Raw genomic sequence first — 12,186 nt, 5'->3', positions numbered from 1 at the left:
GACGAACCCCTGGCGCCGCCACTGTGAGCGTCCCACCCTGCTGTGAGCGACGAATCTACCTTGATCTGCTGTAGTTGGGAGAAAAACCAGGGAATAGTCTTCAAAAGTTAATCCTAATTGTGTTACCGTCGTCACAGGAGCGATCGGTGGGGGTGACGGTCCGAAGAGATAGGTGGAGATTCCCGATGGCACGTACCGAGTTGCTGGCCCAGGTGGAGAAGATGTACATCGACGGGTTCCCGGACGCGACCGACGCGTCGATCGAGGACCTGCGGGCGAGCTACGACGCACTGCTCACGCAGTTCCCGCTGCCCGACGACGCCGAGGTCACCACTGGTGAACTCGGCGGGGTGCCGGTCGTCACCGTCACCGCGGCAGGCGCCTCGACCTCCCGGGTGCTGGTCTGGTTCCATGGCGGCGGCTATGTCCTGGGCAGCGCCGCGGCGTTCAGCGAGATGGGCCACGGCCTGTCGCGGGCGTCGGGGCTGACCGTGATCCTGCCGGACTACCGTCGGGCGCCGGAGCACAAGTTCCCGGCCGCGGTGGACGACGCGGTCGTGCTCACCCGCGCGGTGCTCGCGCAGTACGGCGCGGGCAAGGTGGCCTTCGGCGGCGATTCCGCCGGTGGCGGCCTCACCGTCGCCACCCTGGTCTCGCTGCGCGACGCCGGTGTGGCGCTGCCCGCGGCCGCGGTGCTGATCTCGCCGCTGCTCGACTTCTCCCGCAGCGGCGACACCATCGCCACCAACGCGGACACCGACATCGCGGTCTCGGATGCCTCGATCCGCGATCTCGGCGCGGCCTACCTGCAGGGCCACGACGAGCGCGATCCGCTGGCGTCGCCGTTGTTCGCCGAGCTCACCGGCCTGCCGCCGGTGCTGGCGATGGTCGGCTCGGCCGAGGTGCTGCTCGACGATTCCCGCCGGTTCGCCGAGGCGGTCCGCGCGACCGGCGGCACCGCGTCCGTGTCGGTCTACGACGACATGTGCCACGTGTGGACGCTGTTCGCCTCGATCCTCCCCGAGGGCGCGCAGGCCCTCGGCGAGGCGGGCGCATTCCTGAAGCAGCACGTCGCCGGCTGAGCGCCGCCGCTGCCCGACATCATCATTTTTTCGAAGGAGTCACCGATGAAGGTCACCTATCAGATGTTCTTTACCGGCAAGTCGCCGGAACTGAGCGACGTCGAGTTCTACCGTCGCGAAATGGCGCTCGCCGAACTGGCCGAACCGCTCGGCTTCGAGGGCATCTGGTGTGTGGAACACCATTTCGACGGCCCGTACTCGATGTGCCCGGACAATTTCTCCGTGCTGTCGTACCTGGCCGCGAAGACCGAGCGGATCACCCTCACCACCGGCGGCGCGATCCTGCCGTGGAACGATCCGCTGCGGGTAGCGGAGAAACTCGCTCTGCTGGACAACCTTTCAGGCGGCCGCGCACAGCTGGGCGTCGGCCGCGGCCTGTCGAAGATCGAATACGACACCTTCGGCATCCCGATGGGGGAGGCCCGCGGCCGCATGGAGGAGAGCCTGGACATGATCCTCGCGGCGCTGAACAGCGGCGTGATGGAACATCGGGGCGAGTTCTACCGGCAGAACGCCGCGCCGATCCGCCCGGCGCCGCTACAGAAGATCGCGCCGCGCGACGTGGTCAGCATCGCGATGTCCGCGGAGTCCCGGGTCACCGCCGCCGAACGGGGTACCGCCATTGCGTCGTTCGCGCAATTCCCGACCGAGGCGCACGCCGCCGATTTCGCCGAATACCGCGAGATCTACCGTAAGCACCACGACGACGAGCCGCCGCGGGTGATCCTCTCCGATTCGGTGTACTGCTCGGAGGACGCCGCCGAATGCGAGGCCACCTCGAAGGAGGCGATCTTCGTACACTTCGGCCTCACCATGGCGCATTACGGCCTGGACAAGTCCGGGCATTTCGACAACATCAGCGGCTACCAGAACTACGCCGCGATGGCCGACGCCATGATCGCGGCCGGTAAGGAGGCCGCGGCGGAGGGTTACTGGGCCGCCCAGCTCACCGGCACCCCCGAGCAGATCGTGGCGCGCATCAAGGAGCGCTACGACCTGTTCGGCGACTACGACCAGAACTGCGGATTCTCCTGTGGCGGTATGGATCACGACAAGGCCGAGGCCAGCATGCGGCTGTTCGCCGAGAAGGTGATGCCGGAGCTGCGCCGGCTGGGCATCCCGGTGCGCGAGGCCGCGACCGTCTGAATCACCGGGCGCGGGAAAGGAACAACGCGATGACAGCACCGGAGGCCGAACAGCTCGCCGGCGCCTTCAAGGACGCGATGGCCGCAGTGTGCACACCGGTGGCGGTGGTGACCGCGATGGACGGTGAGCGCCCACACGGTACGACCGTGAGCGCCTTCGCCTCGCTGTCGATGTCACCACCGTCGCTGCTGGTCAGTCTCGATCGCGGATCGGACCTGCTGGCGCTGGTGCTGGCCGCCGGTGAGTTCGGGGTGAACATCCTCGGCCACGACCAGTCGGAGCTGGCCGGGCGGTTCGCGCGCAAGGGACAGGACAAGTTCGAGGGCGTGGATTGGTCACGCGCGCACGGGGTTCCGCGGCTGGCCGGGGCTCCCGGCTGGTTCGCCTGCCGGGTGGCGCAGGCCGTCGAGGCGGCCGACCACGTCGTGCTGATGGGGGAGGTGCACGCGCTGGAGAGCCGGCCGACGCCGCCGCTGACCTACTTCGCGCGTGGCTTCGGCACCCATCGAGTACTCGCCTGAGGTGAACATCGAAGCGGCCCGGTCGTGATCACGACCGGGCCGCTCCGCTATCCGCACAGGTGGCTGAATATGTTGCGCCCGAGGGCTTTCAGAGCTGCCCGCCGGCATCCACCACGTGCCGGGTGGCCGTCACGTAGCGGCCGTCGTCGGAGACCAGGTAGAGGATCGCGTTCGAGATGTCGATCGACTCCAGCGCCGGGACGGGCAACGCGTTGAGCGTGAGCGCCGCCTGCTCGAAATCCGCCCGGGTGGGGTTCGGCAGATCGGGCCGGAACAGCTTGTAGGTCACGTCGTTGAGGATCATATCCGTGGCGACCGTGGTCGGATGCACAGTGTTCACCCGGATACTGTGCGGCGCGAGCTCTTTCGCGAGCACCCGCATGAGCCCGATCAGGCCGGTCTTCGCGGCGCTGTAGTGCGCCATGTTCTCGTTGGTGGCCATCGCCGCCAGCGAACTGACCAGCACGACCGAGCCGCCGCGACCGCCCGCGACGATGTGCGGCACCGCGGCCTTGACGGTGCGCCACTGCCCGGTGAGATTGATATCGATCATCGTCGTCCACACCTCCTCGCTCATCTCGAGCGTGGGCGCCATGGTCGAGATACCCGCGTTCGCCAGCACGATGTCGAGCCGGCCGAACTCCGCGACACCCGCGTCGACCACCTGCTTCACCGCGTCGTAGTCGCGAATATCCGCCTCCGCCGCGATGATCCGGCGACCGGTCTTCTCCACCAGCCGGACCGTCTCGGCGAGATCGGCCGAATTCGCCGTCGCATATTCGACGGTGTCGATCTGCCGGCACACGTCCAGCGCGATGATGTCCGCGCCCTCCTCGGCCAGCCGCACCGCATGACTTCTGCCCTGCCCGCGCGCCGCGCCGGTGATGAAGGCGACTTTGCCGTCCAACTTACCCATCTCGGATCCTTCTCTCCTGTCACCGGATTCGGTGATGTCTCCGGGCCTGATTCGGATGACTGCGTGGTCGGTGGCCGCCGTCACGCCGGCGGTCCCGCCGGGAGGGGAGCGGCGGTGCTGCCGGGGGCGGTCATCGCGGTGGCGAGGGCGATCAGTTCGCCGGCCACGCCGGGGCGGGTGCGGACCCGCGGGGTCTGCGACATGTCGGTGATCACGCCGATGACGGCGTGGGCGAGGGCGCGGGCGTCGGCGGCATCCAGGCCGGGGGAGATGGCGCGCAATGCCTCGATCCATTCGGCGACGTACTCGCGTTGCGCGTCGCGGAGGGCGGTGCGCTCCTGCTCGGGCAGGTAGATCAGGTCGGTGGCGAGGATGCGCATGATGCGGCCGTGCACGCCCAGCGCCTGTCCGATGTAGGTCCGGATCAGCAGGGCCAGTGCGGCTTCGGCGGTGGCGGCATTCGCCAGCGCGGCGTGCGTGACGTAGAGCAGGCCGTGCGCGCCGCGCTCCAGGATCGCGTGCAGCGCTGCGGTTTTGCTGTCGACGTGTTGATACAGGGTGGCGACCGACATGTTCGACGCCTTGGCGATGTCGTCGATCCGCACGTCGTGGAAGCCGCGCCGGTCGAACAATGCGGCGGAGGTGCTGATGATGCGCTCGCGCCGGCCGGCCGGGATGTGCCCGCCGATCCGCGGCGCTGTTCCGGAAGTATCCGCGGCAGCGGGAATTTCGCATCGCACGATCGCGGTCGCGATCGCGGATTGCACGACGGTCAGCCGCTCGGTACCCAGGCCGTGCCGGATGTCGCGGGTGCCGGCGAAGAAGGCCAGCAGGGCGTAACCGAGCAGTTCGGCGTCGGCGCGGTTGCGGTCCGGGCGGGCAGCCGTCAGCAGCCCCGCGACCCGGTGCAGCACCGCGCCGAACCGGGCCCGGAAAACCCGCTGCTCCTCGGGCCGGAGATGGCGCTGTTCGGTGCGCCACAGCATGGCCTCGTCGCGGTCGACGACCAGCGCGCCGAGTTCGGTGAGGAATCCGCTCAGCCGGTCCGTGGCCGGTTCGGTGCCCTGTGCGAAACGGTCCGCCATCTGCTCGACCACCGCGACCTGTTCCACCAGGGCGTGTACCAGAATCTGATGCTTGCTCTTGAAATGCCGGTACACGGCCGGGCCGGTGAGCCCGACCGCCGCGCCGATCTGGTCGACACTGACGTTCTGGTAGCCGACATCGTGAAACAGTTGCGCGGCCGCGGCGGCGATCTGCCGTGCCCGCTGCCCGAGCGGCGACATCCGGTCGGGCACCGGTTCCTCGGTCATCTCGCATCCCTTCGTCGCATCGGCTGTCCGGCCGCCGCGCCGCTGGTGCGCCGCGCCGCGGTCGGCCCGCAGATCGCCGGTCCGCCTGCGCATTTCACGCAAACGCCGGTCGAGGTGTGTCGTGGGTACCGACCACCGCGCATCCGCGTCATTCCACGGACGTCAACCCGCCGGCGCACAACAGCACCTGGCCGGTGAGGTAGGAGGATTCGGGCGCACACAGCATCCATACGGAGTCCGCCGCCTCCTCGGGGGTGCCCGGCCGCCGCAACGGTGACCGGGCGACCGCGTCGGCGAGTACCTGTGCGGCCAGCGGGGACACGTGCGTCGCGCCCTCCCCGGAAGCGGGTTCGGCGGGATCGGCGACCGAGGTCATCCGGGTCCGGATCACCCCGAACGCCACGGAGTTCACGGTCACGTCGTAGCGGCCCCACTCCTGGGCCAGGGTGCGGGTCAGCCCGAACAACCCGGATTTGGCGGCGGCATAGTTGGCTTGGCTCGGATTGCCGCCGGATCCGACGATCGAGCCGACGTTCACCACCGCGCGCCGGGTGGTGTGCCCGGCCGCGCGATCATTGCGGGCCTGTTCGGCGAATACCGGTTGCGCCGCCCGCAGGACGCGGAAGGCCGCCGACAGATGAATGTCGAGCACCCGGCTCCACATCGTGTCGGTCATCGCGGGCAGGAAGGCGTTCCACGCCATGCCCGCGTTGTTCACCACGATGTCGAGACCACCGAAATTGTCGACCGCGGCCGCCACGAACCGCTCGCCGAATCCGGCGGCGGTGACGTCGCCGACGCAGGCCACCGCCTCGCCACCGAGTTCCGCGACGGCCTGTACCGCCTCGCGTGCCGGTTCGGCGTCGCGGTCGTTGATCACCACCCGGGCGCCCTCGGCGGCGAGTTTCAGCGCGGTGGCCCGGCCGATGCCACGTCCGGCCCCGCTGATCAGCGCGACCCGCCCTGCCAGGGATTTCACAGCCATGTGACCAAGGCTTTTCCGCGCAGCGTCACCGTGCCGTCGGCGAGGGTGGCGACGAGATCGACCCGGGCGTGCGGCACGCCGTCGATCTCCTCGATCTCGGTCACCTCGGCGGTGATCACCGGCTCGGCCAGCACCGGCGTGATCGCCGTGAACCGGCCCGACAGCTCCACGATGCGGCGCTGCGGAATCCAATTCGTCAGTGCCCGGCCGAGATACGCCATCGTGAGCATCCCGTGCGCGAACACGTCACCGGCACCCGCGGCCTGGGCCGCATCCAGATCGATGTGGATCGGGTTGTGATCGCCGGAGGCACCGGCGAACAGGGCGAGGGTCGTGCGCGTGATCGCGCCCGGCCGCAACTCCGATACCGTGGATTGCGTTGTCGTCGATACGGATACGTCGCTCATGCTGTGACCTCCAGGTCCGCCGGGCCCGCCGGCTCTCCGTGTGCCGCATTCGGGCTCGACGCACTCATGCCGGACCCCCGGTGTTCTTGATGACGGACACACTCTCCAGCTCCGCGACGGTGTCGCCGTCCCGGGTGACGATGGTGCGCCGGACCAGGAAGTCCAGCGCCCCACCGGATTTGGAGTAGACGTCCACATAGCTGGACCGGAACTGCACGCGGTCGCCCGCATATACCTCGGCGTGGTACCGGAACCGCTGCTCACCGTGCAGCACCTGCGACAGATCGACCCCGTGCGCCGCGAGATCGCCGAACACATCCGAGTTTTCGAGCTCCAGCCCGAACAGGAAGGTCGGCGGTGCCGGCACGTCCGGATGCCCGGCCGCCAGCGCGGCGTCACGGTCGAGGTAGATCGGATCGTCCTCGCCGATCGCGATCGCGAACTGCCGGATGCGGCCCCGCTCCACGTCGACGTCGATCGGGTCGGGGTGCACGTCGAGGATCGCGCGATCCAGTGCCATCAGTTCACCTTCTCGTAGAGCGACACGACGCAGGCGCCGCCGAGACCGAGGTTGTGCTGCAACGCGATTCGTGCGCCCTCGACCTGACGATCACCGGCGGTGCCGCGCAGCTGCCAGACCAGTTCGGCGCACTGTGCCAGCCCCGTCGCACCCAGCGGATGCCCCTTGGACAGCAGCCCGCCGGAGGGGTTGGTGACCACCCGGCCGCCGTAGGTGTTGTCCCCGTCGAGCACGAACTTCTCCGCGGTGCCCTCGGGGGTGAGGCCGAGCCCCTCGTAGGTGATGACCTCGTTGGTGCTGAAGCAGTCGTGCAGTTCGACGACCGGGATGTCCAGCGGATCGACCCCGGACTGCTCGTACACCTGGCGAGCCGCCAGCGCGGTCATGTCGTACCCGACGACCTTCATCATGTCGGTGCCGTCGAAGGCCCCCGCGACATCGGTGACCAGCGACTGCGCCCGCAGCCGGATGCTCGCGTCCAGGCCGCGCGAGCGCGCGAACTCCTCGCTGCACACGATCGCGGCTGCGGCGCCGTTGGTGGGCGGACAGCACATCAGCAGGGTCAGCGGACCCCAGATCTGCTTGCCGGACATCACCGTGTCCAGATCGATCGGATCGCGGAAGACCGCGAGCGGATTGCGCCCGGCGTGGTTGCGCGCCTTCACCGACACCAGCCCGAACAGTTCGCTGGTGACGCCGTAACGCTGCATGTACTCCACCCCGGCGCCGCCGAACAGCTTGGCGGCCATCGGCGCGGTCTGGTCGCCGCCCGGCCGGGCCATCGCGATGTCCTCGCCACGCGCGGTGGGACTGGGCCGGTCGGGGTAGGCGTTGACCAGCGCGCCCGGCTGCATCTGCTCGAAGCCCAGCGCCAGCACACAATCCGCCGCGCCCGAGGCGACGGCCTGCCGGGCCAGCCACAGCGCCGTCGACCCGGTCGAGCAGTTGTTGTTGACGTTGACCACCGGGATACCGGTCATGCCGATGTCGTAGAGCGCGTTCTGGCCGGAGGTCGAATCGCCGTAGACGTACCCGACGTAGGCCTGCTGTACGTCGGAATAGTCGATTCCGGCGTCGGCGAGGGCGGCGCGGGCCGCGGCCTGGCCCATCCGGTCGTAGGTCTCGCTGCGTCCCGGTTTGGCGAACGGCACCATGCCGATGCCGCTGATGCACACGTTGGTCATTGCTGCTCCTGGCTCGAGATCGCCCGGCCGGGTCGCCGCGCTCGGCGATCCGCGTCTGCTGAGGATGTTGGCAAATTCGACATTAACATTGCACTCTGGGAACTGCAATAATGTGGATATTGACCCAGGTAAGCACTGAAGTTAATATTCACATTCGTGACTGGGGTCACCTCATGCAACGACAAGGGAGGCAGCACGTGAGCGCGCAGAGACTGCAAGGCAAGGTCGCACTGGTCTCCGGTTCCGGCCGGGGTATCGGCCGGGCCGTGGCCGAGAAGCTGGCGTCCGAGGGTGCGAAGGTGGTGATCAACGATCTCGATCCGGAGCCCGCGAAGGAGGCCGTGGCGGCGATCGAGGCCGCGGGCGGCCAGGCGGTGGCCTGCGTCGGCAGCGTCACCGATCCGAGTTTCGCGGACCGCTTCGTCGCCGCCGCGGTCGACAGCTTCGGCGGTCTGGACATCATCGTCAACAACGCCGGCTACACCTGGGACAACGTCATCCAGAAGATGACCGACCAGCAGTGGGCCGACATCCTCGACGTGCACCTCACCGCGCCGTTCCGCATCCTGCGGGCCGCGCAGCCGGTGATCAGCGCGGCGGTGAAGAAGGAGCGCGCGGCCGGGCTGGTCGTGCCCTGCCGCAAGGTGGTCAACACCTCGTCGACCTCGGGTTTGCAGGGCAATCCCGGCCAGGCCAACTACTCCTCCGCCAAGGCCGGGCTGATCGGCCTGACCAAGACCATCGCCAAGGAGTGGGGCCGCTACAACGTCACGGTCAACGCCGTCGCGTACGGCGTCATCACCACGCGGCTGACCTCGGTGACCACCGAGGCGAAGACCATCAAGGTGGAGGACCGCGACATCAAGGTCGGCGTGAACCCCGCGGTGATGGACGCCGCCACCAAGTCGATCGCGCTGGGCCGCACCGGCACGGTGGAGGAGGCCGCGGGCGCGGTGTACCTGCTGTGCAGTCCCGAATCCAGCTACATCACCGGCGAGACGCTGGTCTGTGGCGGTGGGTTGTGACCGCAGGCGCGGTCGCGGAGCACCGATACGAGGAGGTGCGCCTCGAGGTCGCCGGCGGCATCGCCGTGGTGACCCTCGACGCGCCCGCGCGGCGCAACGCGATGCGGGTGCAGATGCTGGTCGACGTGTGGCACGCCCTCGACCGCGCGGACCGCGACCCGGCGGTGCGCGCGGTGATCGTCACCGGTGCGGGCCCGGCCTTCTCCGTCGGCGCCGAACTCGACGGCCCCGACACCCTGATCAACGCCCTGAACGCCGACACCGTCGGGCACACCCCCACCGGATACCGGGAGCCGGCCGGCCGGATCAGCGAGCGGGTGTTCGCCATGCAGAAGCCGGTGATCGCCGCGATCAACGGCGACGCGGTCGGCGGCGGCGCCTCACTGGTCGCCGCGATGGACGTCCGGATCGCCAGTGACCGAGCACGTTTCGGCTTCGTGTTCACCCGCCGCGGTGTGGTGCCAGAGGGCGGCTCGTCCTGGTTCCTGCCGCGGCTGGTCGGCATCGGCCGGGCCACCGACTGGATCCTGACCGGCCGGGTCTTCGACGCGGCCGAGGCGTACGCGGCGGGCTTCCTGACCCGCGTGGTCCCCGCCGGCGACGTGCTGACGGTGGCGAAAGAGTATGCGGCACAGTTCGTCCGGGACACCTCACCCACCTCCGTGGCGCTCGCCAAGCGGCTGCTCGCGCACAGCTGGGCGCTGCCGACCCCGGGCCAGGCGGCCGCCGAGGAATCGCGGACCTATGCGAGCCGGGTCGATTCCGCCGATGCCCGCGAGGGGATCCGCTCCTTCCTGGAACGCCGGGCGCCGGTCTTCCCGCCCCTGGATCCCACACCCGCCCAACGCTTCTGACGTACCCCGAAGGAAGAATCATGAGCACGGACGCGTTCACCAACTGCCGATACGGTCCCGAATCCGAACAGACGCACGAGTTCGCCGGCATCGCCAACTACAACGAGAGCGTCTACGTCAACTTCGTCGACCCGGTCACCCAGCTGGGCGGGCTCATCCGGATCGGTAACCGGCCCACCCTCGGCTACCGGGAGGCATCGGTGCAACTGACGCTGCCGGGCGGGGCCATCGCCTTCCGGGCGGGCCGCGAGGCGAGCGAATCCAACGACGGTTTCGCGAGCCAGGGCCTCGAGATCGTGGTCAAGGATCCCACCCGCACGGTCGAGATCGGCTACCGGAACACGGTGGCGCGCATCGCGACTCCGTCGCTGCTGGCCGACCGCGGCCGGATCGCGCTGAAGAACGCCCCCGCCGAGGAATGCGAGATCTCACTGACCTTCGAGGCGTCGGTGCCGCTGTTCGTCACCACCGACGACGACGGCGACTGCACCCCCGGCTCCTCCACCATCGCCAGCGACCACTACGAGCAGTTCGGCCACATCTCCGGCACCGTCCGCGTCGGCGACCGCTGCTGGACCGTGCGCAACGTCTCCGCCTTCCGCGACCACTCCTGGGGTCCACGCGAATGGGCCTCGTACACCGGTGAATGGCTCGCGGCCTGGCTCGCCGACGGTACCGCGATCACCGCCTACGGCGAATTCGAGCCCTCGGGCGAGCGCGCCTCCGGCGGTGTGGTGATCACCCCCGACGGGGCGTTCCATCCCATCACCGAATACACGGTGATAACCGACTACGCGGGCGAACCCGCCTATGCCGGCCGGCATGTCGGCATCGTGCGGGCGGACGGGCTGCCATTGCTGTTGCTGGACGGCACCATCCGGCATTTCGTGCCGGTCACCCAGCGCACCGAGGATCGGGGCCTGCGGATGGGCCAGATGACCGTCGACTTCGCCGGAGGTGCGGCCGGCTGGGGAGTGGCCGAGTTCCTGCGCCCGATCTCCCGGTCCTGAAAGGATTTTCATGCCACACGACGTCTTCGTCTACGACGCCCTGCGCACCCCGCGTGGCCGCGGGCGCCGGGGCTCGCTGCACGGCGTCAAGCCGATCAGCCTGGTGGTCGGCCTGCTCGACGCGATGCGCGACCGCAACCCCGCCCTCGATCCCGCACGGATCGACGACCTGATCCTCGGCGTCGTCAGCCCGCTGGGCGATCAGGGCGCGGACATCGCGCGCATCGCCGCGGTCGCGGCCGGGCTCCCGGACACCGTGGCCGGGGTGCAGCTCAACCGGTTCTGCGCCTCGGGCCTGGAAGCGGTCAACACCGGCGCCCAGAAGGTGGCCTCCGGCTGGGAATCGCTGGTGCTCGCGGGCGGCGTGGAGAGCATGTCGCGGGTGCAGATGGCCTCCGACGGCGGCGCGTGGGCCAACGATCCGGAGACCAATCTCGGCACCGGATTCGTCCCGCAGGGCATCGGCGCCGACCTGATCGCCACCCTGGAGGGCTTCAGCCGCACCGACGTGGATGCGTTCGCCGCGGAATCACAGCGCCGCGCGGCCACCGCGCAGGACAATGGCTGGTTCGCGAAATCGATTGTGCCGGTGCGTGATCGTAACGGCGTGGTGATCCTGGACCGGGACGAGCACCTGCGTCGCGGCACCACCGTCGAGACGCTGGCCGGTCTGTCGCCGGCGTTCGCGGGCGCGGGCAAGGCGGGCTTCGATGCGGTCGCCCTGCAGAAGTACCACTGGGTCGAGCGGATCGAGCACGTCCACACCGGCGGCAACTCCTCCGGCATCGTCGACGGCGCCGCGCTGGTCGTCCTCGGCAACGAGGCGGTCGGCCGCGACCTGGGCCTGACCCCGCGGGCGCGCGTGGTCGCCGGCGCGGTCAGCGGTTCGGATCCGACGATCATGCTGACCGGTCCCGCACCCGCCGCGCGCAAGGCGCTCGCGGTGGCGAACCTGACCCCGGACGACATCGATCTGTTCGAGATCAACGAGGCCTTCTCGTCGGTCGCGCTGCGATTCATGAAGGATCTGGACCTGCCGCACGAGAAGGTCAACGTGAACGGCGGGGCGATCGCGCTCGGGCATCCGCTCGGCGCGACGGGCGCGATGCTCGTCTCGACCGTCGTCGACGAACTGGAACGCCGCGACGCCCGCCGCGCCCTGATCGCGCTCTGCGTCGGCGGCGGCATGGGGATCGCGACCATCATCGAACGGATCTGACGGA

At 69.1% G+C, this 12,186-nt stretch carries 13 protein-coding genes; 7 read left to right on the top strand and 6 right to left on the bottom strand.

The genetic code is table 11. The features are described from left to right. Window positions 1-185 precede the first annotated feature (185 nt). Genes LBW94_RS26080 through LBW94_RS26070 form a run of 3 tightly spaced genes read left to right on the top strand, consistent with a single transcriptional unit; the run spans window position 186 to window position 2,749 of the window. Window positions 186-1,082 carry an alpha/beta hydrolase gene (locus tag LBW94_RS26080; RefSeq protein WP_225054533.1) on the top strand — a complete coding sequence of 299 codons (897 nt, stop codon included), beginning with the start codon at window positions 186-188 and terminating at the stop codon, window positions 1,080-1,082. A gap of 45 nt (window positions 1,083-1,127) precedes the next feature. After that, a complete protein-coding gene (locus LBW94_RS26075; RefSeq protein WP_225054531.1) occupies window positions 1,128-2,228 on the top strand; it encodes an LLM class flavin-dependent oxidoreductase in 1,101 nt (366 codons plus the stop codon). A 29-nt stretch (window positions 2,229-2,257) separates the two neighbouring features. Next, window positions 2,258-2,749 (top strand): flavin reductase family protein, encoded by a 492-nt coding sequence (locus LBW94_RS26070; protein WP_225054529.1) that lies wholly within the window; start codon window positions 2,258-2,260, stop codon window positions 2,747-2,749. Between the two features lie 88 nt (window positions 2,750-2,837). Here LBW94_RS26070 and LBW94_RS26065 read toward each other — a convergent pair whose 3' ends face one another. The 6 genes from LBW94_RS26065 to LBW94_RS26040 all read right to left on the bottom strand — a co-directional run bounded on the left by LBW94_RS26065 (window position 2,838) and on the right by LBW94_RS26040 (window position 8,074). Next, window positions 2,838-3,665: a mycofactocin-coupled SDR family oxidoreductase gene (locus tag LBW94_RS26065; protein WP_225054528.1), complete on the bottom strand. Its 828-nt coding sequence runs from the start codon at window positions 3,663-3,665 to the stop codon at window positions 2,838-2,840. 80 nt (window positions 3,666-3,745) lie between these two features. Next, window positions 3,746-4,978, bottom strand: a complete 1,233-nt coding sequence (locus LBW94_RS26060) for a TetR/AcrR family transcriptional regulator (protein ID WP_225054526.1) — start codon at window positions 4,976-4,978, stop codon at window positions 3,746-3,748. A gap of 148 nt (window positions 4,979-5,126) precedes the next feature. Next, complete coding sequence (locus tag LBW94_RS26055; RefSeq protein WP_225054524.1) at window positions 5,127-5,963, bottom strand: SDR family NAD(P)-dependent oxidoreductase; 837 nt, start codon at window positions 5,961-5,963, stop codon at window positions 5,127-5,129. Next, entirely contained in the window at window positions 5,954-6,370 is a 417-nt protein-coding gene (locus tag LBW94_RS26050; RefSeq protein WP_225054522.1) for a MaoC/PaaZ C-terminal domain-containing protein, read from the bottom strand. Before LBW94_RS26050 ends, LBW94_RS26055 begins: the two co-directional genes overlap by 10 nt. 64 nt (window positions 6,371-6,434) lie before the next feature. Next, window positions 6,435-6,890 carry a MaoC family dehydratase N-terminal domain-containing protein gene (locus LBW94_RS26045; protein ID WP_225054520.1) on the bottom strand — a complete coding sequence of 152 codons (456 nt, stop codon included), beginning with the start codon at window positions 6,888-6,890 and terminating at the stop codon, window positions 6,435-6,437. After that, window positions 6,890-8,074 carry a lipid-transfer protein gene (locus LBW94_RS26040; protein ID WP_225054518.1) on the bottom strand — a complete coding sequence of 395 codons (1,185 nt, stop codon included), beginning with the start codon at window positions 8,072-8,074 and terminating at the stop codon, window positions 6,890-6,892. The genes LBW94_RS26045 and LBW94_RS26040 overlap by 1 nt, the downstream gene beginning before the upstream one ends. Before the next feature lie 197 nt (window positions 8,075-8,271). Between LBW94_RS26040 and LBW94_RS26035 the strand changes: the two genes are divergently transcribed. Genes LBW94_RS26035 through LBW94_RS26020 form a run of 4 tightly spaced genes read left to right on the top strand, consistent with a single transcriptional unit; the run spans window position 8,272 to window position 12,182 of the window. Continuing rightward, the gene (locus LBW94_RS26035; RefSeq protein WP_225054517.1) at window positions 8,272-9,099 is read left to right on the top strand and encodes an SDR family NAD(P)-dependent oxidoreductase; all 828 of its coding nucleotides are present in this window, start codon (window positions 8,272-8,274) and stop codon (window positions 9,097-9,099) included. After that, window positions 9,096-9,953, top strand: a complete 858-nt coding sequence (locus LBW94_RS26030) for an enoyl-CoA hydratase-related protein (protein WP_225054515.1) — start codon at window positions 9,096-9,098, stop codon at window positions 9,951-9,953. Before LBW94_RS26035 ends, LBW94_RS26030 begins: the two co-directional genes overlap by 4 nt. A 20-nt stretch (window positions 9,954-9,973) precedes the next feature. Beyond that, window positions 9,974-10,963: a hypothetical protein gene (locus LBW94_RS26025; RefSeq protein WP_225054513.1), complete on the top strand. Its 990-nt coding sequence runs from the start codon at window positions 9,974-9,976 to the stop codon at window positions 10,961-10,963. Between the two features lie 10 nt (window positions 10,964-10,973). Next, window positions 10,974-12,182 carry an acetyl-CoA C-acetyltransferase gene (locus tag LBW94_RS26020; RefSeq protein ID WP_225054512.1) on the top strand — a complete coding sequence of 403 codons (1,209 nt, stop codon included), beginning with the start codon at window positions 10,974-10,976 and terminating at the stop codon, window positions 12,180-12,182. The last annotated feature ends 4 nt before the right edge of the window (window positions 12,183-12,186 follow it).

It is taken from the genome of Nocardia sp. alder85J (genome assembly GCF_020176955.2).
Classification (GTDB): domain Bacteria; phylum Actinomycetota; class Actinomycetes; order Mycobacteriales; family Mycobacteriaceae; genus Nocardia.
The sequence above is the reverse complement of the archived record's forward strand: the minus strand, read 5'-3'. Positions and strand labels throughout refer to the sequence as shown.

What these genes read in the sequence shown, in the direction of transcription:
- LBW94_RS26080 (WP_225054533.1), top strand. Translation starts at nt 186, where the DNA reads ATGGCACGTACCGAGTTGCTGGCCCAGGTGGAGAAGATGTACATCGAC.
- LBW94_RS26075 (WP_225054531.1), top strand. Translation starts at nt 1,128, where the DNA reads ATGAAGGTCACCTATCAGATGTTCTTTACCGGCAAGTCGCCGGAACTG.
- LBW94_RS26070 (WP_225054529.1), top strand. Translation starts at nt 2,258, where the DNA reads ATGACAGCACCGGAGGCCGAACAGCTCGCCGGCGCCTTCAAGGACGCG.
- LBW94_RS26065 (WP_225054528.1), bottom strand. Translation starts at nt 3,665, where the DNA reads ATGGGTAAGTTGGACGGCAAAGTCGCCTTCATCACCGGCGCGGCGCGC.
- LBW94_RS26060 (WP_225054526.1), bottom strand. Translation starts at nt 4,978, where the DNA reads ATGACCGAGGAACCGGTGCCCGACCGGATGTCGCCGCTCGGGCAGCGG.
- LBW94_RS26055 (WP_225054524.1), bottom strand. Translation starts at nt 5,963, where the DNA reads ATGGCTGTGAAATCCCTGGCAGGGCGGGTCGCGCTGATCAGCGGGGCC.
- LBW94_RS26050 (WP_225054522.1), bottom strand. Translation starts at nt 6,370, where the DNA reads ATGAGCGACGTATCCGTATCGACGACAACGCAATCCACGGTATCGGAG.
- LBW94_RS26045 (WP_225054520.1), bottom strand. Translation starts at nt 6,890, where the DNA reads ATGGCACTGGATCGCGCGATCCTCGACGTGCACCCCGACCCGATCGAC.
- LBW94_RS26040 (WP_225054518.1), bottom strand. Translation starts at nt 8,074, where the DNA reads ATGACCAACGTGTGCATCAGCGGCATCGGCATGGTGCCGTTCGCCAAA.
- LBW94_RS26025 (WP_225054513.1), top strand. Translation starts at nt 9,974, where the DNA reads ATGAGCACGGACGCGTTCACCAACTGCCGATACGGTCCCGAATCCGAA.
- LBW94_RS26020 (WP_225054512.1), top strand. Translation starts at nt 10,974, where the DNA reads ATGCCACACGACGTCTTCGTCTACGACGCCCTGCGCACCCCGCGTGGC.